Raw genomic sequence first — 25470 nt, 5'->3', positions numbered from 1 at the left:
TCACTGAATCAGCCGTTTGGCAGGTTCATTACAGAATGTTGAACGGGATGGTGGTCACGAGACGGAACTCGTTGATGTTGCCGTCAGCCTGATGTTCGCTGGCGCGGTGAGTGGTGTAGGTCGCGCGAATCGCGGTGGCCTTGAGTGGGCCGCTTTGTACGGCGTAGGAGGTGCCAATGCCGTATTCGTAGTGGGTTTCGCCGTCCATCAGGCTCAGGTCACCGCGTTGTGCGCCCGGATCGGTGTAGGCAGTACCCCGGTAGTGTGTACCGTCAATACCCCAGCCCCGAGCCTGGTAGATGTTGAACTTCAGGCCTGGCACGCCGTATTCGGCCATGTTCAGACCGTAGGCGATCTGGAAGGACTTCTCGTTCGGGCCGTTGAAGTCCGACAGCAGGGAGTTGGCCAGGTAGATGCCGTTGGTTTCGTGCAGGTAGTCGAAGTACTCGTTACCGTTCACTTCCTGGTACGAGAAGGTCAGGCTATGGGCTTGGTGAGTCAGGCCGAGCGACAGCGAGTAAGTATCGTTGTCGATGTCGCCCATCAGCTTTTTGCCGGTGTCTTTGGTTTTGTAGTAGTTCAGGCCGGTGGTCAGGCTTACTACCTGGCTGTCACCCAGTTCGTGGGTGGCGCCGAAGTAGTACTGGTTCCAGAAGTCTTCGACGTTGGCGCCGTATAGGCTGGTTTTCAGGCTATTGAACGGCTGGTAGTTCACGCCTGCGGTGTAGACCTTGTCGGTTTCAACGCCGGTGGCGGAATACTCACTGCGGAACTTCGACAGGCTCTGTTCGGTACGTGGCGAAACGCGGTCGAAACCGGCCAGGTCGAACGACAGGTTGTTGAATTCTTCGCTGTGCAGGCTGATACCTTCAAAGCTCGAAGGCAGCGGACGGTTGCCGATAACGTCGACGATTGGCGTGCTGAAGTTCTGGCGACCGGCGGTCAACGTGGAGTTCGAGACACGAAATTTGACGTTGGCCAGGCCCAGTTTGCTCCACTGGTCTACGGCGTCACCGGTGGAGTTTGCCAGGGTGCGGTTGGAGCCCCCGGCGATGTCTTTACGATCACGGTCCAGCGCGATGGCGTTGTAGGCCGCTACTTCAGTGCTGACGCCGACGGTGCCTTGGGTGAAGCCCGAGGTGTAATTAACGATGGTGCCCTGGAGCCAGTTGATACGACGTTGGGTATTGGTCTTCGGGGCGTTTGGATCGTGCTTCACGCTGTCTTTCTTGTAGCTGAAGGTGTCGTCACGACGTTTCAGTTCGTTGGCATACCAGTTACGCGTTGTGCCGCCCAGGCTTTGTCCATCGATAAAGCCTTTGGCCTCGCTTTGGGCGCTACTGCCGGCCAATGTGGTAGGGACGAACTCCTGACTTGCAGGTTCTGCGTACGCTGTGGCCGTGATGCTGCTGATGGCCAAGGCCAGTAACGCGGTGCTACTCAGTTTCATGGGGTGAAGCTCCTTTCTTTCTTTTTTTTAATGCCGGTCTTTTTTGGTGATCCGGCTATTTGGTTTAGAACTCATACAAGGCATCGCAAACGTTTGCTGTAGGCCAGATTGACGAATTACGGCAATACGCTTGCGTGAGGGCGCAATGCGCCCCCAGCGATTTGGCTAATCGGTTATTGGTCGATACTGACGCCCGAGAACACGTTACGACCGAAAGGACTCACCTTGAATCCTTCGATTTTGGCGCTCAACGGCTGGTTAACCGTCGAGTGGGCGACTGGCGTAATCGGTACCTGCTGCTTGAGGTACTGCTGCGCCTGTTTGTAAAGCACGGTGCGCTGGTCGCGGTCGGTGACGACTTTGGCCTGTTTGATCAGCTTGTCGTAAGCCGGATCACACCACATGGAGTAGTTGTTGCCGCCAATGGCGTCGCAGCTGTAAAGCGTGCCGAGCCAGTTGTCCGGGTCCCCATTGTCACCGGTCCAGCCAATCAGGCTGACGTCATGCTCGCCATTCTTGGTGCGCTTGATGTACTCGCCCCATTCATAGCTGACGATCTTCACTTTGAGGCCGATTTTTGCCCAGTCAGCCTGGAGCATTTCGGCCATCAATTTGGCGTTCGGGTTGTAAGGGCGCTGGACCGGCATCGCCCACAGAGTAATTTCAGTGCCTTCCTTCACGCCGGCAGCCTTGAGCAATTCCTTGGCTTTTTCCGGGTTGTAGGCGGCGTCTTTAATGGTCTCGTCGTAGGACCATTGGGTCGGTGGCATGGCGTTGACCGCCAGTTGACCGGCACCTTGATAGACGGCGTTGAGAATCCCTTGTTTGTTCACCGCCATGTCCAGCGCCTGGCGCACTTCGAGCTGGTCGAAAGGTTTGTGGCGCACGTTGTAGGCGATGTAACCGAGGTTGAAACCGGGCTTCTCGATGAGCTTGAGCTTCGGGTCGTTCTTCAGTGCGGTCACGTCGGCAGGGCGCGGGTGCAGGGTGATCTGGCACTCGTTGGCCTTGAGCTTCTGCACCCGCACCGAGGCATCGGTGTTGATGGCGAAAATCAGGTTCTCAAGCTTGACCCGGCTCGGGTCCCAGTACTGCTTGTTGCCGGTGTAACGGATGTTGGAATCTTTCTGGTAGCTCTTGAACACGAACGGCCCGGTGCCGATCGGCTTCTGGTTGATATCGCTCGGCTTGCCTTCGGCCAGCAGTTTGTCGGCGTATTCGGCGGACAGGATGGCGGCGAAGCTCATGGCGATGTTCTGGATGAACGCGGCGTCCACGCTGTTGAGCGTCATGACCACGGTCAGCGGCCCGGTCTTCTCGACCTTGGCGATGTTCTTGTTCAGGCTCATCCCGTTGAAATACGGGAACTCGGTCGGATAGGCCTTACGAAAAGGTTGCTGCGGATCGAGCATGCGATTGAACGTGAACAGCACGTCATCGGCATTGAAATCACGGGTCGGCGTGAAGTATTTGGTTGTGTGAAATTTCACCCCTTCGCGTAGGTGGAATGTGTACTTGAGGCCGTCCTCGGAAATATCCCAGCGAGTGGCCAGGCCTGGTACGACGTTGGTGGCGCCTTTTTCAAACTCTGCCAGTCGGTTGTACAGCGGCTCGGCGGCGTCATTGTCGGTCGCGGTCGTGTACTGCGCGGTGTCGAAGCCAGCGGGGCTGCCTTCGGAGCAGAACACCAGGCTGTTATTGGCGGCCTGGCTGATGGAAGTGGCGGCCAGCAGGCCGGTGCCCAGCAATGCGGATAAAACCAAGGTATGGCGCATGACGCTCCCTTTCTCTTATGTGTTTTTCAATGATTCGCCATCGTCCGGGGACGTGGAGGCATCACTGATCTCAAGCCATGCCAGGCAGCAACCGAGAGCCCACGCACGAACTGGTCAGATCCCGACGGTAGGAGCCGTGGGTCTGGCAGTAAATGCGTAGATTCCGAAAGACTCGTGGGAAAAGGCAATGCGTCCGAAACCGCTGCTGTAGGAGGCAGTGGATTTGGATGTCAGCGGATTCCTACTTTCTCGGCAGATATAGCAGCGGCGACGTTAAAAACGTCGCCGCTGCAAAACCTTATTTGCTGACGCTGACGCCGTAGAAGGAGTTCAAGCCAAACGGGCTGATCTTGAAGTCCTGCACGTTGTCGCGCATGGGTTGGAACACCGTCGAGTGAGCTATAGGTGTCATTGGAACGGCATCTTTGAGGACGTGTTGCGCCTGCTTGTACAGTTCGGTGCGCTTGGACTGATCGGTCGTGCGCTTGGCTTCTTTCACGATGCCGTCGAACTTCTTGTCGCACCACTTGGAGAAGTTGTTGCCTTGCAGCGAATCGCAGCCGAACAGCACGTTCAGCCAGTTGTCCGGGTCACCGTTGTCGCCGCTCCAGCCAATCAGCATCGCGCCGTTTTCACCGCCTTTGGAGCGCTTGATGTACTCGCCCCACTCGTAGGTCACGATCTTGGCCTTGATACCGATCTTGGCCCAGTCGGACTGCAGCATTTCAGCCATCAGCTTGGCGTTCGGGTTGTACGGACGCTGCACCGGCATCGCCCACAGGTTGATCTCGGTGCCTTCCTTGATGCCGGCTTCCTTGAGCAGCTCTTTGGCTTTCTCAGGGTTGTACGGGGCATCCTTGATGGTGGTGTCGTAAGACCACTGGGTCGGCGGCATGGCGTTGACGGCCAGTTGACCTGCACCCTGGTAAACCGAGTCGATGATCTGCTGCTTGTTGACGGCCATGTCCAGTGCCTGACGCACTTTCAGTTGGGCCATCGGGTTTGGCTGATCGCTGCCCTTGATCTTGTCCATCACGTTGTAGGCGATGTAACCCAGGTTGAAACCAGCCTGGTTAGGCACTTTCAGAGTCTTGTCTTCCTGAAGAGCCTTCAGGTCGGCCGGACGTGGGAACAGAGTGATCTGGCACTCGTTCTTCTTCAGCTTCTGGATACGTACCGACGGGTCGGTGGTGATGGCGAAGATCAGGTTGTCGATCTTGACGTCGTCAGGCTTCCAGTAGTCCTTGTTCCCGGTGTAGCGGATGTTGGAATCTTTCTGGTAGCTCTTGAACACGAACGGACCAGTGCCGACCGGCTTCTGGTTGATGTCGGCGGCTTTGCCTTCTTTCAGCAGCTGGGCGGCGTACTCGGCGGACTGGACGGAAGCGAAACTCATGGCCATGTTCTGGATGAACGCGGCGTCGACTTCTTTCAGGGTGAACTTGACAGTTTTGTCGTCGACTTTATCGATCTTGGTGATGTTGGTGTCCATCCCCATGTCGGTGAAGTACGGGAATTCGGTTGGGTACGCCTTACGGAACGGATCATCCTTGTTAATCATGCGATTAAAGGTGAACAGCACGTCGTCGGCGTTGAACTCACGAGTCGGCTTGAAGTACGGGGTGGTATGGAACTTGACACCTTCACGCAGGTGGAAGGTGTAAGTCAGGCCATCATCGGAGATGTCCCATTTGGTCGCCAAACCAGGAATAACGGCGGTGCCGCCGCGCTCGAACTGAGTCAGGCGGTTGAACATGGTTTCTGCAGAGGCGTCGAAGTCGGTTCCGGTGGTGTACTGACCAGGATCAAAACCGGCCGGGCTCCCTTCGGAGCAAAACACCAGGTTAGTCGCCGCTTGGGCGAAAGGTGCGCTAGCTAACAAGCCTGCGCCGACTAAAAACGGAATGACCGCGTGTTTAAGCATGGTGGCCTCATGATTTGTTGTCATTTTTGGAATTAGAGGACGACCTCGTGAGTCGTGCCTGCGGATACTTATGCAGGGGCCATACCCATTGCAAGATCCGGAGCGACCACAGGCGTTAAACAGTGGCACGAACGTACCTTAATGTCGCATTTGTATAAATTCAGGCGCATTTGACCGTTTGCGCAGGTTTTTTTCAGTGCAAATCGCGCACCGACAGAGGGCAACCGGGGCGGCTGGCGCACCCGGTTAGAGCGCGGTGTTACTTATTTATACCCACACCATAGAAGGGTGTGAGGCCGAACGGGCTGATCTTGAAGTCGGTGACTTCCTTGCGCAGCGGCTGGAACACCGTCGAGTTGGCAATCGGTGTGATAGGTACTTGTTGCTTAAGGATTTGTTGTGCCTGTTGGTACAAATTGACCCGTTGCTGTTTGTCCGTGGACACTTTGGCCTGCTGAATCAATTTGTCGTACGCCGGGTCGCACCACTTGGCGTAGTTGCTACCTTTCACCGCGGCGCAGCTGTAGAGCACGCCGAGCCAGTTGTCGGGGTCGCCGTTGTCGCCGGTCCAGCCGTAAATCATCGCGTCGTGTTCTCCATTTTTGGCGCGTTTGATGTACTCGCCCCATTCATAGCTGACGATGTTGGCCTTGATCCCGACTTTCTCCCAGTCCTGCTGGATCATCTGTGCCGACATTCGAGCGTTGGGGTTGGATGCGCGCTGCACGGTCATGGCCCACAGATTAATAGTGGTACCGGGTGCAACCCCTGCTTCTTTCAGTAGCGCCTTCGCTTTCGTCGGGTCGTGGGGCGCGTCCTTGATGCTTGGGTCATAAGACCATTGAGCGGGAGGCAGGGCGTTCTGCGCCAGTTGGCCGGCACTTTGGTAGACAGCTTTGATGATCGCGGGTTTATCGATGGCCATGTCCAGGGCCTGGCGCACCTTGAGCTGGTCCAGCGGTGGATGAGTCACGTTGTAGGCCAGGAAACCAAGGTTGAACCCGGCTTGTTTGAGCACGGTGAGATTCGGGTCTTTCTCCATGACTTCGATGTCTGCCGGGCGTGGGTAGCCGCTCACCTGGCATTCGCCGGCCTTGAGTTTCTGCAAGCGAACGGCAGCGTCCGGGGTGATCGAGAAGATCAGGTTGTCGAGTTTCACGTCCTCGGGTTTCCAGTAAGCCTTGTTGGCGGCGTAGCGGATCTGCGAGTCCTTTTGATAGCGCTTGAACACGAACGGGCCGGTGCCGACGGGTTTCTGGTTGATGTCCGCGGCTTTGCCTTCTTTTAGTAACTGGGCGCCGTACTCGGCGGATTGCACCGAGGCGAAGCTCATGGCCAGGTTTTGGATGAAAGCGGCGTCGATGTTGTTCAGGCTGAAACGCACGGTGTGGTCGTCGATTTTGTCGACGCTCTTGATCGTTTTGTTCAGGTCCATGTCGGTGAAGTACGGCGACTCGGCGGGGTAGGCTTTGCGGAAGGCGTTCTCCGGGTCGAGCAGGCGTTGGAAGGTGAACAGCACGTCATCGGCGTTGAAGTCGCGGGTCGGGGTGAAGTAGTCGGTGGTGTGGAATTTCACGCCGTCGCGCAGGTGGAAGGTGTAGCTGAGGCCGTCCGAGGATACCTCCCATTTTGTTGCCAGACCGGGTTCGACTTCGGTGCCGCCGCGTTTGAATTGGGTTAGGCGATTGAAGACGGTTTCGGCCGAGGCGTCGAAGTCGGTGCCGCTGGTGTATTGGCTGGGGTCGAAGCCGGCGGGGCTGGCTTCGGAGCAGTAGACCAGGGTGGTGGCGGCTTGGGCGAGTGGGGCGGTCGTTGCGAGGGCGAGAGCGAGCAGGAGTGGTTTGACGGTGGTTCTTTCCATGGAGTCCCCGGGGTCTGTGCGGTGGTGTTCTCCTGAGAGTAGCGGTGTTGGCGGGAGTCGCGGAAATACCCATTTGTGAGGGAGACCCCTCTATCTCGGCATATTCAAGATGGTTATGTGACATGGCGGCCTTATAGCCGACCATTTTCTTTCAGGTGTACATATCCATTTCTGCGGTAACGGCCACTTAGGGTTTCGCCCTTACGGCGACTCACTTTTTTTACAAACGCCTAAAAAAAGTAAGCAAAAAAACGCTCGCCCCAAGCGTCCGGCCCCTCGCCTAGGCTCGGCGTTCCTTCGCTCCGGTATTCATCTGGGGGCATCGCCTCCGGTCGGCTTCGCTTCGACCTCCTCTCGATGTGTTCGACTTCGTCGAACGGCGCTGCGCGCCTGCCCCCCAGATGAACACCTCCACTCAGCCTCCCGAAGGGGCGGGTGGATCAAGATCACAAGCTGCAGGCGAGCTAACGCTCGGCCTGTTGAGTGGTGAGGAGCGAAAGGCGTACGCCGATCTCCTGGGGGAGCGAGCTTGGTCCGGGCGGCGTTCCGACGATGGCGGCCTTACAGCCGACCAATGCCTCGCAGATGTACACCGTTTGATCGTTCCACGCTCCGCGCGGGAATGTAGCCTGGGACGCTCCGCGTTCCGCTTTTTAAGCCTTCGGCAACTCCTACAGAGGGACTACATGGGTTTTGGTGTGGCATAAAAAAACGGCGATCACTTCGGTGATCGCCGTTTTTGTGTACGGGTTATCGAATCAAGGCATCAACACTTCAATCGAACCATCCGCCGTCATGCTGACCTGACTGGTGCCAGCCTCAACTTCCGGCGTCACCGGTGCACCGTCCATGCTCGCCGCTTTCATCATCATTGGCGCGCGCATGTACGGTTGTGGATAACCGTTGCTGTTCAAGTTCAGGTTAACGATTTTGTACCCCTTGCCGCCCAACGCATCGGTAGCCAATTGCGCACGGGCTTTAAACGCGGTGACGGCGTCTTTGAGCAGTGCATCTTCGCTGGCCTTGCGGGTTGGTGTGGCGATGGCGAAGTCCATGCCCCCCATTTTCAGGTCGGTGAGCAGTTCGCCGGTCAGTTTCGACAGTGCCGCAAAGTCCGAGCTTTCCAGGCGCAGTTCGGCGCGCTCGCGCCAGCCGGTGATTTTCTGGCCCTTGGTGTCGTAGATCGGGTAACTGTTGCGACTGCCCTGACGCAGGGTGACTTCCTTGACCTGTTTGGCCTGGGCCAGCGCTTTGTTCATGGTGGTGCTTACGTCGGCGGCAAGTTTGGCCGGGTCGGTGTTTTGTTCTTCGGTGTAGAGGGTCACGATCATCAGGTCGCGGGCCACTTCCTGACTGACTTCGGCGCGCAGGGCGATCTGGTTGTAATGAAGTTCGTCGGCGGCCAGGGCCGGGAGGCTGGCGACGGTGCCAACGCTAAGGGCAAGAAGGGCGGCGCTGCGGCTGAGACTGTGCATGAAAACTCCTTGGACGTTGCGCAGGGGTTAAGGTCCGAGCCTGCGTGAAACCATCAGACTCTAGCGTTTATGATCCGGTTCGCACAGTTACAACTTCTATACAGATCGAAGGTGACCGCCGCGCGGTCAATCGCGAGCAGGCTCGCTCCCACAGGGGAACGCATTTCAATGTGGGAGCGAGCCTGCTCGCGATAGCGGTCTTATAGACACCACAATTCTTCCTGCCATGTGGCCGTTTGCCGCACTTTTGCCTGTCATGCTCCCCGCTTGGTTATACTCCGTGCGATCCGCCTGGAGCGCTCATCAGGAGAGCTCATGCTCGCCCCCGTTCAAATCACTTCCGCAACTCGCCAGAATCTCTGGCGGCTGACGTTCATCCGCACATTGGTGTTGGCCGCTCAGGCCGGTTCGGTAGGCCTGGCCTACTGGCTCGACTTACTACCGCTGCCCTGGTTCCAACTGGCTGCGACCCTCGGTTGCTCGATGTTGCTGTGCGCGTTCACGGCGATTCGCCTGCGCACCTCATGGCCGGTAACCGAACTCGAATACGCCGTGCAACTGGCCTGCGACCTGTTTATCCACAGTGCCTTGCTGTACTTCTCCGGCGGCTCGACCAACCCCTTCGTCTCTTATTACCTGGTGCCGCTGACCATCGCCGCCGTGACGTTGCCGTGGCGTTATTCGGTGATTCTGTCCGGTATCGCGTTGACGATGTACACCTTGCTACTGGCCCGCTTCTACCCGCTGCAAACCTTCCCGATCGCTCGGGAAAACCTGCAGGTCTATGGGATGTGGCTGAGTTTCGCCCTGGCCGCGGCGGTCATCACCTTCTTCGCTGCACGCATGGCCGAAGAGCTGCGCCGTCAGGAAGAACTGCGTGCCATCCGTCGCGAAGAGGGCCTGCGCGATCAGCAACTGCTGGCCGTCGCCACCCAGGCCGCCGGTGCCGCCCATGAATTGGGTACGCCGCTGGCGACTATGAGTGTGTTGCTCAAGGAAATGCGTCAGGACCATCACGACCCGATGTTGCAGGACGACCTGAGCGTGCTGCAGGATCAGGTCAAACTCTGCAAAGAAACCTTGCAGCAACTGGTGCGCGCCGCCGAGGCCAATCGTCGATTGGCCGTGGAGATGCAGGACGTCACCGATTGGCTCGACGAAGCCCTGAACCGCTGGCACCTGATGCGCCCGGAAGCCAGTTACCGCTTCCAGCGCTTGGGCCAAGGCACCGTGCCGCGCATGGCGCCGCCGCCGGACCTGACCCAGGCGCTGCTGAATTTGCTCAACAACGCCGCCGATGCTTGCCCGGAAGGCCTGCAAGTGACGCTGGACTGGAATGCCGAGGACTTGACCATCAGCATCCGCGACCACGGCGCCGGTGTGCCGCTGGCCATCGCCGAACAGATCGGCAAACCGTTTTTTACCACCAAGGGCAAAGGTTTCGGCCTGGGCCTGTTTTTGAGCAAGGCCAGCGTGACACGCGCCGGCGGCTCAGTGAAACTCTACAGTCATGAGGAAGGCGGCACGCTCACCGAGTTGCGCCTGCCCCGTGTCGCCCGAGGAGACGAACATGAGTGACGAGATTCAAGTCGAAGGCGAAGGCGAAGAACTGCCGCATTTGCTATTGGTAGACGACGACGCAACGTTCACCCGGGTGATGGCACGCGCCATGGCCCGTCGTGGCTTTCGCGTCAGCACCGCCGGTTCCGCCGAAGAAGGCCTGACCATCGCTCAGGCTGACCTGCCAGACTACGCCGCGCTGGACCTGAAAATGGACGGCGATTCTGGCCTGGTGCTGTTGCCCAAGTTACTTGAGCTGGACCCGGAAATGCGCGTGGTGATCCTCACCGGTTACTCGAGCATCGCCACCGCCGTCGAGGCGATCAAACGCGGCGCCTGCAATTACCTGTGCAAACCGGCGGACGCCGATGACGTGCTGGCCGCGCTGCTCTCTGAGCACGCCGACCTCGACACGCTGGTGCCGGAAAACCCGATGTCGGTGGATCGCCTGCAGTGGGAACACATCCAGCGCGTGCTGACCGAGCACGAAGGCAACATCTCCGCCACTGCCCGCGCACTGGGCATGCACCGCCGCACGCTGCAGCGCAAACTGCAGAAGCGCCCCGTTCGTCGCTGAACCTGCGCTGAATGAATGCAGGCCGCTCCTCGCGGGGAACCGAACCGATCATCTATGATCGGTTCGTGTGTGTTCTTTTCTTTATCGAGCCTTATACATGAATCAGAACGCTGAATATTCCGCGGTCAACGATGCTGTGCGCGGGCAGTTTTTTCGCAAAGTCTGGGCGATGACCACGCCTTACTGGCGCAGCGAAGAGAAGGGTAAGGCCTGGACGTTGCTGATCGCCGTGATCGCGCTGTCGCTGTTCAGCGTGGCGATTTCGGTGTGGATCAACAGTTGGTACAAGGATTTCTACAATGCCCTGCAGAAAAAGGACGAAGCAGCCTTCTGGCAGTTGATCTTGTATTTCTGCGGTATCGCGGCGGTGGCGATTCTTGGCGCGGTGTATCGGCTTTATCTGACACAGATGCTGACGATTCGCTGGCGGGCCTGGCTCACCGAGAAGCATTTTACCCGTTGGCTCGAAAACAAGAATTACTACCAGCTGGAGCAAGGCGGTTACACCGATAACCCGGACCAGCGGATTTCCGAAGACCTCAATAAATTCACCACCAACACGTTGGGCCTGGGGCTCGGGTTGATTCGCAACATCGTCAGCCTCGTATCGTTCTCGATCATTCTGTGGGGCGTGTCCGGCAGTATCGAAGTATTTGGTTTCACGATTCCCGGTTACATGTTCTGGTGCGCGCTGGTTTACGCCGCCGTCGCCAGTTGGCTGACGCATTTGATTGGCCGTCGCCTGATTGGCCTCAACAACAACCAGCAACGCTTCGAAGCCGACCTGCGTTTCTCCATGGTGCGGGTTCGCGAGAATGCCGAAAGCATTGCGCTGTACAACGGCGAGCCTAATGAGAATCGTCGCTTGAGCAGCCGTTTCGGGATGGTCTGGCACAACTTCTGGGACATCATGAAAGTGTCCAAGCGTCTGACCTTCTTTACGTCCGGCTATGAGCAGATCGCAGTCATCTTCCCGTTCATGGTCGCCTCGCCGCGTTACTTCGCTGGCAAGATCGAGCTGGGAGAGCTGATGCAAATCAACTCGGCGTTCGCTAACGTCCAGGACAACTTCAGTTGGTTCATCACGGCGTACCAGGACCTTGCCGAATGGCGCGCCACCTGTGATCGTCTGCTGAGTTTCCGCCAGGCCATGACCGACAACGAAGAGCGTGCGCCGGCGATTGATGTGCAAAACCTTGGCTCGGTGTTGAAAGTGCATAACCTTGGCCTCGATTTGGCGGATGGTCGTCACCTGCTGACCAACGCCGACATGACCGTGGAGGAGGGCGAGCGCGTCATGCTCAGCGGCCGTTCCGGCAGCGGCAAGTCGACCTTGCTGCGGGCGATGGGGCATTTGTGGCCGGCTGGCCACGGCAGTATTCGTCTGCCGGCGGCGCGTTATTTGTTCCTGCCGCAAAAACCCTATCTGCCGATTGGCACCTTGCGCGAGGCGTTGAGTTATCCACAACCCGGCGACACCTACCCGCACGAGCGCTACGTCCACGTGCTGGAAACCTGCCGCTTGCCGCACCTGGTTGCGCGTCTGGATGAAGCGAATCACTGGCAACGCATGCTGTCGCCGGGTGAGCAACAGCGACTGGCCTTTGCCCGTGCGCTGCTCTATGCACCGCAATGGCTGTACATGGACGAAGCGACCTCGGCGATGGACGAAGAGGACGAAGCGTCGCTGTATCAGGCCTTGATCGATGAGATCCCGGGGTTGAGCATTGTCAGCGTCGGGCATCGCAGCAGTCTGAAGCGGTTCCATCCACGGCATGTTCGTATCGAGAATGGCCATCTGGTGGACCAGACCGTGACCGCATAACACCACAATCCTGTAGGAGTTGCCGAAGGCTGCGATCTTTTGATCTTCAAAATCAAAGTCAAAAGATCGCAGCCTTCGGCAGCTCCTACGAGGTGTGGTGATCGTACAACCGCGTTGAGCTATGATGCGGTTTCAGCCGCAACTTTCGAGAAAGACGTTCACCATGGAAAACCCGATCGACGCACCACGCCTCCCTCGCAAGCGCCGCAGCCTCGCTCAGGAACTGGTGACGGTGCTGTCCGAGCAGATCCGCGACGGTCACCTCAAGCGTGGCGACAAGTTGCCCACCGAGTCGGCGATCATGGATGCCCATGGCGTCAGCCGCACCGTGGTGCGCGAAGCGATTTCCCGTTTGCAGGCGGCAGGCCAAGTGGAAACCCGTCACGGTATCGGCACCTTCGTGCTCGACACCCCAAGCCCGAGCGGCTTCCGTATCGACCCGGCGACCGTGGTCACACTGCGTGACGTGCTGGCGATTCTGGAACTGCGCATCAGCCTCGAAGTGGAGTCCGCCGGCCTTGCCGCGCAGCGTCGCAGCCCCGAGCAGCTGGCGTTGATGCGCGCGGCGTTGGACGCGCTGAATGAAAGTGTCTCCCATGCCAGCGATGCCGTGGCGTCCGACTTCCAGTTCCACCTGCAAATCGCTCTCGCGACAGGCAACCGCTATTTCACCGACATCATGACCCACCTGGGCACCAGCATCATTCCGCGCACGCGGCTGAACTCGGCGCGCCTGGCCCATGACGACCAACAGCACTACATGAATCGTCTGAGCCGTGAGCACGAAGAGATTTACGATGCGATTGCCCGCCAGGATTCGGATGCGGCGCGTGCGGCGATGCGGTTGCATCTGACGAATAGCCGGGAGCGGCTGCGCCATGCGCATGAAGAGGCAGAGGCGCAGCGCTGAAGGTCTGCAGGTTAGATCGTTCCCACGCTCTGCGTGGGAATGCAGCCCGGGACGCTCCGCGTCCCAAAGCGTGACGCAGAGCGTCACAAGAGGCATTCCCATGCGGGAGCGTGGGAACGATCAGGTACGTGGAATCAGCCGGTACTGAGAATCGAACGATCCACCCTCACGGCCCACTCAGAAGCCCCAGCCTTGGCATCGAATGCCACATGCCCATGCTCATCAACCACCGCCCGGGCAATCGGCACTCCCTTGGCCAGCAACTCCAACGGCGCACCCTTCAGCGATTGCCCCGAAGCCAATTCCAGTTTCAATTTGATAGTCATCATCGATCTCCTTATCAGGCAACGTTGCCAGTGGGTTTGTAATCCTTGAGCAGCAAATAAGTGCTCCAGCCCCACCAGTCATCCACGGTGGCAGTGTCGTTCAGGTTGTTGACGTCCTTGCGCCGCAGCACCTTGTTGCCCTCGACCCTGAACAGCGGCGAGAAGTTGGTCGGCAGGTTCAGTACTGCTTGCAGATCAGGCAGCTTTTTCAAGGCGCCGAAATTGGCGGCCGACGGAGCGATTCCGCTGAGATAAGCCGCGAACACTTCATCTGCAGACACCTGCACCGCCTGGTTTACCTGGGTGCGATTGGCGCTGGAGAGGGCGTCGAAGTAGCGTTTGTCCCCGTACGCGCGCCATTGATCGCCGTTGCCATTGCGCACATTGAGGCCGAATTTGCTGTCTTCGTCGTGCATGAAGCGCGTGATCAACGAACCCAGATCGCTCGGCGTGACCACCGCTGCCAATTGTTTGCGTGGCACTCGCAGGTGGCCCGCGGAAAACAGGTCGGTCAGGTAGTGATCGGCAAAAGCGTTCATCGCATAGGCCAGCTCCAGCTGCTTTTCATCGCCACTGGCGTGGGCCAACAGCGCTTGTTGCACCGCCGCGGTGTGCCCGGCGATATAGGCCAGCAGCGCCCATTCGGCGAAGTGATCGGCATTGTTGGCGGCCAGTTTCAGGTAGCGGCCAAAGGGGAACAACGCCGAGACGACACTGCCGCCGCCGGTGATCTTGTTCCACTCCTCCGACAACGTATCACCGAGGGCGTCATAAGCCTCATGAGGTTCTTTACCGTCCTGGATCGCCTGCTTGATCGCGGCGATTTCCTTTTGCATCACGCCGAGAATCAACTTGGCCTCAGCGTTAGAAGCAGGCAGCACGGCCAGCGAGTTGAAGGCATTGGTAAAACGCTGGATTCGGTCTGCGGCTGTCGCGCCTTCGCTGATCGGTTGATCGGGAACTCCATAGAAATCACCCCCCAGCGCAACGACCTGGCCGTAGGTCAGTGCCAGCCCATTGGGTAAATGCAGTTCCACCTGCGAAGCGGGGATAGCCGGTGCGTCCTTGACGAAACGCAGCAGGGTGCTGTCGCCGATTGCAGTGTGTTCGCCACCCTCGAACCTCAGTTGTGGCTTGCCTTTCAGGGCTTTGCCGGAGGCAGTGGGCGCAGGTGCGGGAAGGGGAGTCGTAGCGCTGTGATGATCAGCAATCTGCAAGACCACGTGTTGGTTTTCCCCGATGAGAGGGATGCCATGCTCGGTAAAAAGATCATCCAGTTCGGCAATGACGTGTTTTGGTTTTTCCTTCGGTTGTGCGTGTAGACCTGACATTTCTATCTCCTTGATATGTCGTCGGTACGATCAAAAAATAACTGTATGCATATACAGTTATCTGAATCATAGATGAGAAATTTCCTACGTCAAGAAAATACCTTTCCGACTTAAATTCTGCGGTTGGCGATGAAATGCAGTTGACGGTTATTATTTAAGTTGTACGATGACCTACAACTTCAGCGCAGGCTGAACGGTTTTCTCACACACATACGTCGCTACCCAGGGTGTTCGAATAATGAATCCACAAGAACTGAAGTCCATCCTCTCTTCCGGTCTGCTGTCTTTCCCGGTTACCGATTTCAATGCTCAGGGCGACTTCCATCGCGCGGGCTACATCAAACGTCTCGAATGGCTGGCCCCATACGGCGCCTCGGCATTGTTCGCCGCGGGCGGCACCGGTGAGTTCTTCTCTCTGGCGGCCAGCGAATATTCGGAAATCATCAAGACTGCCGTCGACACCTGCGAAACCAGCGTGCCGATTCTGGCCGGCGTTGGCGGTTCGACTCGTCAAGCCATCGAATACGCACAGGAAGCCGAGCGTCTGGGCGCCAAAGGCCTGTTGTTGCTGCCGCACTACCTGACCGAAGCCAGCCAGGACGGCGTTGCCGCCCACGTTGAAGCCGTGTGCAAATCGGTGAAAATTGGCGTGGTGGTTTACAACCGCAACGTCTGCCGCCTGACCGCGCCGCTGCTGGAACGTCTGGCCGAGCGCTGCCCGAACCTGATCGGCTACAAGGACGGCCTGGGCGATATCGAGTTGATGGTGTCGATCCGTCGCCGTCTCGGTGATCGCTTCAGCTACCTGGGCGGTTTGCCGACCGCTGAAGTCTACGCCGCAGCCTACAAGGCACTGGGCGTACCGGTTTACTCCTCGGCGGTGTTCAACTTCATCCCGAAAACCGCGATGGATTTCTACCACGCCATTGCCCGCGAAGATCACGCCACCGTCGGCAAGATCATTGATGACTTCTTCCTGCCGTACCTGGACATCCGTAACCGCAAAGCCGGTTACGCGGTGAGCATCGTCAAGGCCGGGGCAAAAATTGTCGGCTATGACGCAGGTCCTGTGCGTGCGCCGCTGACCGATCTGACGGGCGAAGAGTACGAAATGCTCGCCGCGCTGATCGACAAGCAAGGTGCGCAGTAACACACCCGATTAACAAGGCCGCTGAGTATTCAGCGGCCTTTTGCGTGAGGAGAACATCCCGTGGCAAATGCAAAGCGTTTTGATAACTACATCGGTGGCCAATGGGTTGCCGGCGCCGACTACTCCACCAACATCAACCCGTCGGAGTTGACCGACACCATCGGCGAGTACGCCAAGGCTGATCTGGCTCAGGTTCACGCCGCCATCGACGCCGCTCGCGCCGCGTTCCCGGCCTGGTCCACGTCGGGCATCCAGGCTCGCCACGATTCGCTGGATAAAGTCGGCAGCGAAATTCTCGCTCGCCGCGAAGAACTCGGCACCTTGCTGGCCCGGGAAGAGGGCAAGACCCTGCCCGAAGCCATCGGTGAAGTGACTCGCGCCGGCAACATCTTCAAGTTCTTCGCCGGTGAATGCCTGCGCCTGTCCGGCGACTACTTGCCGTCGGTACGTCCGGGTGTGAACGTTGAAGTCACTCGCGAAGCGCTGGGTGTGGTCGGTCTGATCACGCCATGGAACTTCCCGATTGCCATCCCTGCGTGGAAAATCGCCCCGGCCCTGGCCTACGGCAACTGCGTCGTGCTGAAACCGGCGGATCTGGTGCCGGGTTGCGCTTGGGCGCTGGCAGAAATCATCTCCCGCGCAGGCTTCCCGGCCGGCGTGTTCAACCTGGTGATGGGCAGCGGTCGTGTGGTGGGTGATGCACTGGTGCAGAGCCCGAAAGTCGATGGCATCAGCTTTACCGGTTCCGTCGGTGTGGGTCGTCAGATCGCGGTCAGCTGCGTGTCGCGCCAGGCCAAGGTTCAGCTGGAAATGGGCGGCAAGAACCCGCAGATCATTCTCGATGACGCCGACCTCAAGCAAGCGGTCGAGCTGTCGGTACAGAGCGCGTTCTACTCCACCGGCCAGCGTTGCACCGCCTCGAGCCGCTTCATCGTCACCGCCGGGATTCACGACAAGTTCGTTGAAGCCGTGGCTGAGCGCATGAAGTCGATCAAGGTTGGTCACGCGCTGAAAACCGGCACCGACATCGGTCCGGTTGTCTCGCAAGCGCAGCTTGAACAGGACCTGAAGTACATCGACATCGGCCAGTCCGAAGGTGCACGTCTGGTCAGCGGCGGTGGTCTGGTGACCTGCGATACCGAAGGCTATTACCTCGCGCCAACCCTGTTTGCCGACAGCGAAGCTGCGATGCGCATCAGCCGTGAAGAGATCTTCGGCCCGGTGGCCAACGTTGTTCGCGTAGCGGATTACGAGGCCGCGTTGGCCATGGCCAACGACACCGAGTTCGGTCTGTCGGCGGGCATCGCCACCACGTCGCTGAAGTACGCCAACCACTTCAAACGCCATTCCCAGGCCGGGATGGTGATGGTCAACCTGCCGACGGCGGGCGTGGATTACCACGTTCCATTCGGTGGGCGTAAAGGTTCATCCTATGGGTCCCGCGAGCAAGGTCGCTACGCGCAAGAGTTCTACACCGTGGTGAAGACCAGCTACATCGGTTCGTAACGCAATACCCTCTGTGGGAGCGAGCCTGCTCGCGAAGGTCTTGAGGACGCGGCGGTAAACCTGATGCCCCGCGTCATCGTTGACCACCATCGCGAGCAGGCTTGCTCCCACAGAAAAACCAAAGATTCACCCGCGCATAAAAATAATCAGTGGGAGTACATCTACATGCAAGCGACCAAGCCGACCCACGTCCGCTATTTGATTTTGTTCATGCTTTTTCTGGTGACCACGATCAACTACGCCGACCGGGCTACCATCGCCATCGCGGGCTCCAGCCTGCAAAAAGACCTCGGTATCGACGCGGTCACCCTCGGTTATATCTTCTCCGCATTCGGTTGGGCCTACGTGGCCGGGCAAATTCCCGGTGGCTGGCTGCTGGACCGTTTTGGTTCGAAAAAAGTTTACGCTTTAAGCATTTTCACCTGGTCGCTGTTCACCGTGCTGCAGGGTTATGTCGGTGAGTTCGGCATGTCCACGGCGGTGGTTGCGCTGTTCATGCTGCGCTTCCTGGTGGGCCTGGCTGAAGCGCCATCTTTCCCCGGCAACGCACGCATCGTTGCGGCCTGGTTCCCGACCGCTGAACGCGGTACGGCGTCTGCGATTTTCAACTCGGCGCAATACTTCGCTACCGTGTTGTTTGCGCCGCTGATGGGCTGGATCGTTTACAGCTTCGGCTGGCAGCACGTGTTCATCGTCATGGGCGTGATCGGCATCATCTTCTCGGGGATCTGGCTGAAGGTTATCCACAGCCCGCGCCAACACCCGATGATCAACGACGCCGAGTTCAAGCACATCGCCGACAACGGCGGCATGGTCGACATGGACCAGGACAAAGGCAAAGGCAAAAAAGTCGACGGTCCGAAGTGGGACTACATCCGCCAGTTGCTCACCAATCGCATGATGCTCGGCGTGTATCTGGGCCAGTACTGCATCAACGGCATCACCTACTTCTTCCTGACCTGGTTCCCGGTGTACCTGGTGCAAGAACGCGGCATGACCATCCTCAAGGCAGGTTTCATTGCCTCGTTGCCGGCGATCTGCGGCTTTATCGGTGGTGTGCTCGGCGGCGTGATTTCCGACTACCTGCTGCGCAAAGGCCATTCCCTGACCTTCGCCCGCAAGGCGCCGATCATTGCCGGCTTGCTGGTCTCCAGCAGCATCGTGGCCTGCAACTATGTGGACATCGAATGGATGGTCGTCGGCTTCATGGCCCTGGCGTTCTTCGGTAAAGGTGTGGGTGCTCTGGGCTGGGCGGTGGTGTCCGACACCTCACCGAAACAGATCGCCGGCTTGAGTGGCGGCCTGTTCAACATGTTCGGCAACATCGCCTCGATCACCACCCCGATCGTTATCGGTTACATCATCAGCTCCACCGGGTCGTTCAAATGGGCGTTGGTGTTTGTCGGTTGCAACGCCCTGGTCGCGGTGTTCAGCTATCTGGTTATCGTCGGTCCGATCAAGCGTGTGGTACTCAAGGAACCGCCAGTCAGCGGTCCTGAAACCCATAACAAATTGTCTCAAGCGCATTCCTGAGGAGCGGCGTCATGCAGTTGATTGAACATTCCGACTCGCCGCGCTACATCCGCCTGCACGAGCGGGATAACGTAGTGATTGTGGTCAATGACCAAGGCGTGCCAGCCGGCACCGAGTTTCCGGACGGCCTGGTCACCGTGGATTTCGTGCCGCAGAGCCACAAGGTCACCCTGGAAGACATTCCCGAGGGCGGCCAGGTGATTCGTTACGGGCAGAACATTGGCTACGCGTTGCAGCCGATTCCGCGCGGCAGCTGGGTCAAGGAAGATCAACTGCGCATGCCCACCGCGCCACCGCTGGACAGCTTGCCGCTGTCCACCGAAGTGCCGGCGGCACAGGCACCGCTGGAAGGCTTCACGTTCGAGGGTTATCGCAATGCCGACGGCACCGTCGGCACGCGCAACATTCTCGGGATTACCACCACGGTTCAGTGCGTCACCGGCGTGCTGGACCATGCGGTCAAGCGCATCAAGGACGAGTTGCTGCCCAAGTATCCGCACGTCGATGACGTGGTGGCGCTGACCCATAGCTACGGCTGTGGCGTGGCGATTACCGCGACTGACGCGTACATCCCGATCCGTACCGTGCGCAATCTGGCGCGTAACCCGAACCTGGGTGGCGAAGCGTTGGTCATCAGCCTGGGCTGCGAGAAATTGCAGGCCGGACAGGTGATGCACGAGAACGACAGCTCGGTGGATTTGAGCGATCCGTGGTTGTACCGCTTGCAGGATTCGAGTCACGGTTTCACCGAGATGATCGAGCAGATCATGGCGCTGGCCGAAACCCGCTTGAAGAAGCTCGATCAACGTCGCCGGGAAACCGTGCCGGCGTCCGAGCTGATTCTCGGCATGCAGTGCGGTGGCAGCGATGCGTTTTCCGGCATCACCGCCAACCCGGCGTTGGGTTATGCCTCGGACCTGTTATTGCGCGCGGGTGCGACGGTGATGTTTTCCGAAGTCACCGAAGTGCGCGACGCGATTTACCTGCTCACGTCCCGTGCGGAAACCGAGGAAGTCGCTCAGGAACTGGTGCGCGAGATGGACTGGTACGACCGTTACCTGGCCAAAGGCGAAGCGGATCGCAGCGCCAACACCACGCCGGGCAACAAGAAGGGCGGGTTGTCGAACATTGTCGAGAAGTCGCTGGGCTCTATCGTCAAATCCGGCAGCAGCGCGATCAACGGGGTGCTGGGTCCTGGCGAGCGGTTCAAGCGCAAAGGGCTGATCTTCTGTGCGACCCCGGCCAGTGATTTTGTCTGCGGGACGTTGCAATTGGCGGCGGGGATGAACCTGCACGTGTTCACTACCGGGCGTGGCACGCCATATGGTTTGGCGATGGCGCCGGTGGTGAAGGTGTCGACCCGGACCGAGCTGGCGCAACGTTGGCCGGATTTGATCGACATCGATGCCGGGCGGATCGCGACCGGGCGCGCCTCGATTGAAGACCTTGGCTGGGAGTTGTTTCACTACTATCTGGATGTGGCTAGCGGGAAGAAGCAGACGTGGGCCGAGAAGCACAAACTGCATAACGACATCACCTTGTTCAACCCTGCACCCATCACGTAAGACCGCGTTATCGTTCTTCGCGAGCAGGCTCGCTCCCACATTTGAATGCATTCCCTTGTGGGAGCGAGCCTGCTCGCGAAAGCGGTCTACCAGACGCCGGAGTCCCTAGTGGCTTATCATTAGCCCCCTAACGACGCTCACCCAAGGTTATTCCCGGCATGCTGGCTATCTTCCTCGAAACCCTGAACATCACCGCGCCGGTGTTTGCCATGCTGTTCCTGGGGGTGCTGCTCAAGCGCATCGACTGGATCAACGACAACTTCATCCACACGGCGTCGGCCCTGGTGTTTAACGTCACCATGCCGGCGTTGTTGTTTCTGGGCATCCTGCATGCCGACCTGCACGCCGCGTTGCAACCGGCGCTGCTCATCTACTTCTCGCTCGCCACTCTGGCGTGTTTCGCCATCGCCTGGGGTTGGGCGATCTGGAAGTGCCCGCGGGAAGACCGGGGGATCTACACCCAGGGCGCCTTTCGCGGCAACAACGGGGTCATCGGGCTGGCGCTGGCGGCAAGCATGTACGGCGACTACGGGATTTCCCTCGGAGCGATTCTGGCGGCGTTGGTGATCCTGTTTTACAACACGCTCTCGACTATTGTGCTGGCGGTATACAGCCCGGTGATCAAGTCCGACCCTTGGAGCATCTGCAAAAGCGTGATGGTCAATCCGCTGATCATCAGCGTGTTTGCCGCGGCGCCGTTTGCCTACTTTAAGATCAGCTTGCCGGGATGGCTGGAGACGTCCGGCCAATACCTGGCGCAAACCACTCTGCCATTGGCACTGATCTGCATCGGCGGCACGCTGTCGCTGGCGGCACTGCGCAAAAGCGGCAATATGGCGCTCAGCTCAAGCCTGGTGAAGATGATCGGCCTGCCGGTTCTGGCGACGCTGGGGGCGTGGCTCTGCGGCTTTCGTGGTGCGGAGTTGGGGATTTTGTTCCTGTACTTCGGCAGCCCGACCGCCGCGGCCAGTTTTGTCATGGCCCGTCAGGCCAATGGCAATCATGAGCTGGCGGCAGCGATCATCGTGATCACCACGTTGATGGCGGCGGTCACCACCAACCTCGGGATCTTTCTGTTGCAGTGGGGCGGGTGGATCTAGCTTCAGGATTTGCAGTGTTTTATCGGGCCTCTTCGCGAGCAGGCTCGCTCCCACAAGGATCGTATGAACACTGAAGATCCACTGTGGGAGCGAGCCTGCTCGCGAAGGCAATCTCACTGCCAATACAAATGTCAGCTTGTTACTCCGGCTTCTGGTAGCTATCGATCACTTCCTGAGCCGCGCGAAACGCATCGATTGCCGCCGGGACACCGGCATACACCGCGCAATGCAGCAGCGCTTCACGAATCTCTTCCACGGTGCAGCCATTGTTCAGCGCACCGCGCACGTGACCTTTCAGTTCCTGCGGGCACTTCAACGCGGTCAGCGCGGCGAGGGTGATCAGGCTGCGGGTTTTCAATGGCAAACCTTCGCGGTTCCAGACGCTGCCCCAGGCGTGCTCGTTGACGAAATCCTGCAGCGGTTGAGTGAACTCGGTGGCATTGCCCAGCGCGCGGTCGACGAAGGCATCGCCCATCACTTGGCGGCGTACTTCAACGCCAGGCTTTTTATCATCGGTCATGGCAATTCCTTATTGTGGTGTTGGCGACGCCAGGCGCGCAGCGACGTGAACAGCAAAAACGCCACCAGCGCCGGCAGGGCAAAAAACAGCATCAGGTGTTCAAGCTTGCCGGCCAGCGGCATGCCGGTGGTGAATGACACCACATGCAGACCGTAAGCCAGATACAAGCCCAAAAACAGCAGACCTTCGGCGCGGGTCACCCGGTAACCGGAATAGAACACCGGCAGGCACAGCACCGCGACGCCGAGCATCACCGGCAAGTCAAAATCCAGGGCGTTGGGCGATACCGACAGCGGCGACGGCGCGACCAACGCGGTGAAGCCCAGCACGCCCAAGAGATTGAACAGGTTGCTGCCGATCACGTTGCCCACGGCGATGTCGCGCTGACCGCGCAAGGCGGCGATCAACGAGGTGGCCAGTTCTGGCAGGGAGGTGCTGACGGCGACGATGGTCAAACCGATGATCCGCTCCGACAACCCCAGATCGGTCGCGACCGAAACCGCCGCGCCCAGCAGCAGGTGCCCGGCGTAGACCAGCATCGCCAAACCCAAGACGATCATCAGCAGGCTGCTGAGCCAGGGCGCTTGCGGGACTTCGTGGGTCGTCGATTGCGGGCGGGTCGAGTGCCGCGACTGGCGCAGCAACAGGCCCAGATACAGCACCAGTGCCGCCAGCAGCAGCACGCCATCGGCGCGGGTCAGTTCTTCGTTCCACGCCAATACGAACACCAGCAGGCTGGCGCCGATCATCAGCGGAATATCCAGGCGCACCAGTTGCCGTGAAACCCGCAGCGGGATGATCAGCGCCGAGAGCCCGAGGGTGACGAGGATGTTGAAGATGCTACTGCCGATCACGCTGCCGACGGCGATGTCGGCGTTCTGTGCCAGGGTCGCTTGCAGGCTGACCGCCATCTGCGGTGCGCTGCTGCCGAGGGCGACGATGGTCAGGCCGATAATCAGCGGTCGTACATGCAGGCGTGAGGCGAGGCGCACGGCTGCGCGCACCATCAGCTCGGCGCCGGCGATCAGCAACAGCAAGCCGCTGAGCAATTCAATCACGTTGACCAGGGGTAAATCGGCAAGTCCGAAAATGGTCAGCGCTCCATCTATCAGTCGTCGAGGGCTTGCACGCGAACCTTCGCGGTGCCGCTTCCGAGCATACCCAGTTGTTCGGCCGCTTCGTGTGAAACATCGATCAGACGCCCACGGGTGTGTGGCCCGCGATCGTTGATGCGAACCACACAGGACTTGTCGTTGTTCAGATTGGTGACCTTCACCCGTGTACCAAAGGGTAGCTGGCGGTGGGCGGCGGTCAGGGAATTCTTGTTGAAACGCTCGCCACTGGCGGTGCGTTTACCTTGGTGTTTGGCGCCGTAATAGGACGCCGTGCCGGTCTTGTCGTAGCCGTGTGGATCGATGACATCGGTGCTGGCGCAACCGGCCAGCAGCGAGAGCAGGGCGCAGGCACTGAGCAGACGTTTCATTCAATGGTTCCCACATACAAGTGTGGGAGCGAGCCTGCTCGCGAAGGGGGCGTCACATTCAACATTTCTGTCGACTGTGACACCGCTTTCGCGAGCAGGCTCGCTCCCACAGGGGGTAGAGCCAGGCTTTATTTCTGGCTCCATGCTCATCAGCCTTCGAGCTTGCTTTTCAGCAGTTCGTTAACCTGTTGCGGGTTGGCCTTGCCTTTGGAGGCTTTCATGGCCTGGCCGACGAAGAAGCCGAACATCTTGCCGCGTTTGGCTTCGTCTGCCGCGCGGTATTGTTCAACCTGCTCGGCGTTGGCCGCGAGCATTTCGTCCAACACGGCCGAGATCGCGCCGGTGTCGGTCACTTGCTTCAGGCCACGCTTGTCGATGATCTCGTCCGCGCTGCCTTCGCCGTTGGCCATGGCTTCAAACACCACTTTGGCGATTTTGCCGGAGATGGTGTTGTCGGTGATGCGCAGCAGCATGCCGCCCAGTTGTTCGGCCGAGACCGGCGACTGATCGATGTCCAGGCCCTGTTTGTTCAACAGGCTGCCCAACTCAACCATCACCCAGTTGGCCGCCAGCTTGGCGTCGCCGCTGATGCTCACGACTTTCTCGAAGTAATCGGCTTGCTCGCGGCTGGTGGCCAGGACGCTGGCGTCATAGACCGACAGACCGAACTGCGCCTGGAAGCGCTCGCGTTTCTGCGGTGGCAATTCCGGCAGGGTGGCGCGAACGTCGTCGAGGAACGAGTCTTCGATGACCACCGGCAGCAGGTCTGGATCGGGGAAGTAACGGTAGTCGTTGGCTTCCTCTTTGCTGCGCATCGGACGGGTTTCGTCCTTGTTCGGATCGTACAGACGGGTCTGCTGGATCACCCTGCCGCCGTCCTCGATCAGTTCGATCTGACGCTGCACTTCGGTGTTGATCGCCTTCTCGATGAAGCGGAACGAGTTGACGTTCTTGATCTCGCAGCGCGTGCCGAATTCAACCTGGCCCTTTGGACGGATCGACACGTTGCAGTCGCAACGCAGCGAGCCTTCGGCCATGTTGCCGTCGCAAATGCCCAGGTAACGGACCAGCGCGTGGACAGCCTTGACGTAAGCCACGGCTTCCTTGGCGCTGCGCATGTCCGGCTCGGACACGATTTCCAGCAGCGGCGTGCCGGCGCGGTTCAGGTCGATGCCGGTGGCGCCGCTGAATTCTTCGTGCAGGCTTTTACCGGCGTCTTCTTCCAGGTGCGCGCGGGTGATGCCGACGCGTTTGACCGTGCCGTCTTCCAGCGCGATGTCCAGGTGGCCCTTGCCGACGATCGGCAATTCCATCTGGCTGATCTGGTAGCCCTTGGGCAAGTCCGGGTAGAAATAGTTTTTACGGGCGAACACGTTGTGCTGGCCGATCTCGGCATCAATCGCCAGACCGAACATCACCGCCATGCGCACCGCTTCCTGGTTCAGCACCGGCAATACGCCAGGCATACCGAGGTCAACCAGGCTGGCCTGAGTATTCGGCTCGGAACCAAAGGTGGTGGAACTACCGGAAAAGATTTTCGACCGGGTAGTGAGCTGGGTGTGAATCTCCAGCCCGATCACGACTTCCCATTGCATGTGT

20 protein-coding genes are annotated in these 25470 nt (G+C 59.0%); 9 read left to right on the top strand and 11 right to left on the bottom strand.

Going from position 1 to position 25470, the window contains the following annotated elements; translation table 11 throughout:
• Window positions 1-28: 28 nt before the first annotated feature.
• The 5 genes from JFU47_RS13285 to JFU47_RS13265 all read right to left on the bottom strand — a co-directional run bounded on the left by JFU47_RS13285 (window position 29) and on the right by JFU47_RS13265 (window position 8485).
• Window positions 29-1450, bottom strand: a complete 1422-nt coding sequence (locus tag JFU47_RS13285) for an OprD family porin (RefSeq protein WP_149630812.1) — start codon at window positions 1448-1450, stop codon at window positions 29-31.
• A 173-nt stretch (window positions 1451-1623) separates the two neighbouring features.
• On the bottom strand, window positions 1624-3225 hold the full coding sequence (locus tag JFU47_RS13280; RefSeq protein ID WP_140893838.1) for an ABC transporter substrate-binding protein: 1602 nt from the start codon (window positions 3223-3225) through the stop codon (window positions 1624-1626).
• Window positions 3226-3523: 298 nt separating this feature from the next.
• Window positions 3524-5149 carry an ABC transporter substrate-binding protein gene (locus tag JFU47_RS13275; RefSeq protein WP_123365253.1) on the bottom strand — a complete coding sequence of 542 codons (1626 nt, stop codon included), beginning with the start codon at window positions 5147-5149 and terminating at the stop codon, window positions 3524-3526.
• Window positions 5150-5408: 259 nt separating this feature from the next.
• Window positions 5409-7010, bottom strand: a complete 1602-nt coding sequence (locus JFU47_RS13270) for an ABC transporter substrate-binding protein (protein WP_201183444.1) — start codon at window positions 7008-7010, stop codon at window positions 5409-5411.
• Between the two features lie 758 nt (window positions 7011-7768).
• The gene (locus tag JFU47_RS13265) at window positions 7769-8485 is read right to left on the bottom strand and encodes an SIMPL domain-containing protein (RefSeq protein ID WP_201183442.1); all 717 of its coding nucleotides are present in this window, start codon (window positions 8483-8485) and stop codon (window positions 7769-7771) included.
• Between the two features lie 315 nt (window positions 8486-8800).
• On the opposite strand from JFU47_RS13265, the gene JFU47_RS13260 reads away from it, so the two are divergent.
• From JFU47_RS13260 to JFU47_RS13245, 4 genes are all read left to right on the top strand, one after another.
• Complete coding sequence (locus tag JFU47_RS13260) at window positions 8801-10063, top strand: ATP-binding protein (RefSeq protein ID WP_095129467.1); 1263 nt, start codon at window positions 8801-8803, stop codon at window positions 10061-10063.
• Window positions 10056-10622, top strand: a complete 567-nt coding sequence (locus JFU47_RS13255) for a response regulator transcription factor (RefSeq protein WP_008148925.1) — start codon at window positions 10056-10058, stop codon at window positions 10620-10622. Before JFU47_RS13260 ends, JFU47_RS13255 begins: the two co-directional genes overlap by 8 nt.
• A 97-nt stretch (window positions 10623-10719) precedes the next feature.
• On the top strand, window positions 10720-12447 hold the full coding sequence (locus tag JFU47_RS13250) for an ABC transporter ATP-binding protein/permease (RefSeq protein ID WP_140893836.1): 1728 nt from the start codon (window positions 10720-10722) through the stop codon (window positions 12445-12447).
• 163 nt (window positions 12448-12610) lie between these two features.
• Entirely contained in the window at window positions 12611-13357 is a 747-nt protein-coding gene (locus JFU47_RS13245) for a FadR/GntR family transcriptional regulator (RefSeq protein WP_008148921.1), read from the top strand.
• 134 nt (window positions 13358-13491) lie between these two features.
• On the opposite strand, the gene JFU47_RS13240 is transcribed toward JFU47_RS13245, so the two are convergent.
• Together JFU47_RS13240 and JFU47_RS13235 are read right to left on the bottom strand one after the other, a co-directional pair.
• Window positions 13492-13683, bottom strand: a complete 192-nt coding sequence (locus tag JFU47_RS13240) for a hypothetical protein (protein ID WP_140681577.1) — start codon at window positions 13681-13683, stop codon at window positions 13492-13494.
• Window positions 13684-13697: 14 nt separating this feature from the next.
• Window positions 13698-15014: a phospholipase gene (locus JFU47_RS13235; RefSeq protein ID WP_201183439.1), complete on the bottom strand. Its 1317-nt coding sequence runs from the start codon at window positions 15012-15014 to the stop codon at window positions 13698-13700.
• A 238-nt stretch (window positions 15015-15252) separates the two neighbouring features.
• Here JFU47_RS13235 and kdgD point away from each other — a divergent pair, with 238 nt between their 5' ends.
• The 5 genes from kdgD (at window position 15253) to JFU47_RS13210 (ending at window position 21868) form a co-directional block, all read left to right on the top strand.
• Entirely contained in the window at window positions 15253-16164 is a 912-nt protein-coding gene (gene kdgD, locus JFU47_RS13230; RefSeq protein ID WP_046045831.1) for a 5-dehydro-4-deoxyglucarate dehydratase, read from the top strand.
• Window positions 16165-16224: 60 nt separating this feature from the next.
• Window positions 16225-17670 (top strand): aldehyde dehydrogenase family protein, encoded by a 1446-nt coding sequence (locus JFU47_RS13225; protein ID WP_201183438.1) that lies wholly within the window; start codon window positions 16225-16227, stop codon window positions 17668-17670.
• Window positions 17671-17745: 75 nt separating this feature from the next.
• Complete coding sequence (locus JFU47_RS13220) at window positions 17746-19203, top strand: MFS transporter (protein ID WP_446739638.1); 1458 nt, start codon at window positions 17746-17748, stop codon at window positions 19201-19203.
• Between the two features lie 11 nt (window positions 19204-19214).
• On the top strand, window positions 19215-20768 hold the full coding sequence (garD, locus tag JFU47_RS13215; protein ID WP_201183433.1) for a galactarate dehydratase: 1554 nt from the start codon (window positions 19215-19217) through the stop codon (window positions 20766-20768).
• Window positions 20769-20926: 158 nt separating this feature from the next.
• On the top strand, window positions 20927-21868 hold the full coding sequence (locus JFU47_RS13210) for an AEC family transporter (protein ID WP_140681569.1): 942 nt from the start codon (window positions 20927-20929) through the stop codon (window positions 21866-21868).
• 139 nt (window positions 21869-22007) lie between these two features.
• Here JFU47_RS13210 and JFU47_RS13205 read toward each other — a convergent pair whose 3' ends face one another.
• The 4 genes from JFU47_RS13205 to gatB form a co-directional block, all read right to left on the bottom strand.
• Window positions 22008-22388 (bottom strand): carboxymuconolactone decarboxylase family protein, encoded by a 381-nt coding sequence (locus tag JFU47_RS13205; protein ID WP_140681567.1) that lies wholly within the window; start codon window positions 22386-22388, stop codon window positions 22008-22010.
• On the bottom strand, window positions 22385-23446 hold the full coding sequence (locus tag JFU47_RS13200) for a calcium/sodium antiporter (RefSeq protein WP_201183431.1): 1062 nt from the start codon (window positions 23444-23446) through the stop codon (window positions 22385-22387). Before JFU47_RS13200 ends, JFU47_RS13205 begins: the two co-directional genes overlap by 4 nt.
• Before the next feature lie 50 nt (window positions 23447-23496).
• A complete protein-coding gene (locus JFU47_RS13195) occupies window positions 23497-23871 on the bottom strand; it encodes a septal ring lytic transglycosylase RlpA family protein (RefSeq protein ID WP_201183429.1) in 375 nt (124 codons plus the stop codon).
• Between the two features lie 149 nt (window positions 23872-24020).
• A complete protein-coding gene (gene gatB / locus JFU47_RS13190) occupies window positions 24021-25466 on the bottom strand; it encodes an Asp-tRNA(Asn)/Glu-tRNA(Gln) amidotransferase subunit GatB (protein ID WP_123365266.1) in 1446 nt (481 codons plus the stop codon).
• Window positions 25467-25470: the final 4 nt, after the last annotated feature.

It is taken from the genome of Pseudomonas sp. TH39(2020), from assembly GCF_016650715.1.
Taxonomy (GTDB): Bacteria; Pseudomonadota; Gammaproteobacteria; order Pseudomonadales; family Pseudomonadaceae; genus Aquipseudomonas; species Aquipseudomonas mandelii_C.
Note: the sequence above shows the minus strand (reverse complement) of the source record. Positions and strands in the feature narration are given on the sequence as shown.

What these genes read in the sequence shown, in the direction of transcription:
- JFU47_RS13285 (WP_149630812.1), bottom strand. Translation starts at nt 1,450, where the DNA reads ATGAAACTGAGTAGCACCGCGTTACTGGCCTTGGCCATCAGCAGCATC.
- JFU47_RS13195 (WP_201183429.1), bottom strand. Translation starts at nt 23,871, where the DNA reads ATGAAACGTCTGCTCAGTGCCTGCGCCCTGCTCTCGCTGCTGGCCGGT.
- JFU47_RS13275 (WP_123365253.1), bottom strand. Translation starts at nt 5,149, where the DNA reads ATGCTTAAACACGCGGTCATTCCGTTTTTAGTCGGCGCAGGCTTGTTA.
- garD (WP_201183433.1), top strand. Translation starts at nt 19,215, where the DNA reads ATGCAGTTGATTGAACATTCCGACTCGCCGCGCTACATCCGCCTGCAC.
- JFU47_RS13235 (WP_201183439.1), bottom strand. Translation starts at nt 15,014, where the DNA reads ATGTCAGGTCTACACGCACAACCGAAGGAAAAACCAAAACACGTCATT.
- JFU47_RS13260 (WP_095129467.1), top strand. Translation starts at nt 8,801, where the DNA reads ATGCTCGCCCCCGTTCAAATCACTTCCGCAACTCGCCAGAATCTCTGG.
- JFU47_RS13210 (WP_140681569.1), top strand. Translation starts at nt 20,927, where the DNA reads ATGCTGGCTATCTTCCTCGAAACCCTGAACATCACCGCGCCGGTGTTT.
- JFU47_RS13265 (WP_201183442.1), bottom strand. Translation starts at nt 8,485, where the DNA reads ATGCACAGTCTCAGCCGCAGCGCCGCCCTTCTTGCCCTTAGCGTTGGC.
- JFU47_RS13205 (WP_140681567.1), bottom strand. Translation starts at nt 22,388, where the DNA reads ATGACCGATGATAAAAAGCCTGGCGTTGAAGTACGCCGCCAAGTGATG.
- JFU47_RS13245 (WP_008148921.1), top strand. Translation starts at nt 12,611, where the DNA reads ATGGAAAACCCGATCGACGCACCACGCCTCCCTCGCAAGCGCCGCAGC.
- JFU47_RS13255 (WP_008148925.1), top strand. Translation starts at nt 10,056, where the DNA reads ATGAGTGACGAGATTCAAGTCGAAGGCGAAGGCGAAGAACTGCCGCAT.
- JFU47_RS13280 (WP_140893838.1), bottom strand. Translation starts at nt 3,225, where the DNA reads ATGCGCCATACCTTGGTTTTATCCGCATTGCTGGGCACCGGCCTGCTG.
- JFU47_RS13250 (WP_140893836.1), top strand. Translation starts at nt 10,720, where the DNA reads ATGAATCAGAACGCTGAATATTCCGCGGTCAACGATGCTGTGCGCGGG.
- kdgD (WP_046045831.1), top strand. Translation starts at nt 15,253, where the DNA reads ATGAATCCACAAGAACTGAAGTCCATCCTCTCTTCCGGTCTGCTGTCT.
- JFU47_RS13270 (WP_201183444.1), bottom strand. Translation starts at nt 7,010, where the DNA reads ATGGAAAGAACCACCGTCAAACCACTCCTGCTCGCTCTCGCCCTCGCA.
- JFU47_RS13240 (WP_140681577.1), bottom strand. Translation starts at nt 13,683, where the DNA reads ATGACTATCAAATTGAAACTGGAATTGGCTTCGGGGCAATCGCTGAAG.
- gatB (WP_123365266.1), bottom strand. Translation starts at nt 25,466, where the DNA reads ATGCAATGGGAAGTCGTGATCGGGCTGGAGATTCACACCCAGCTCACT.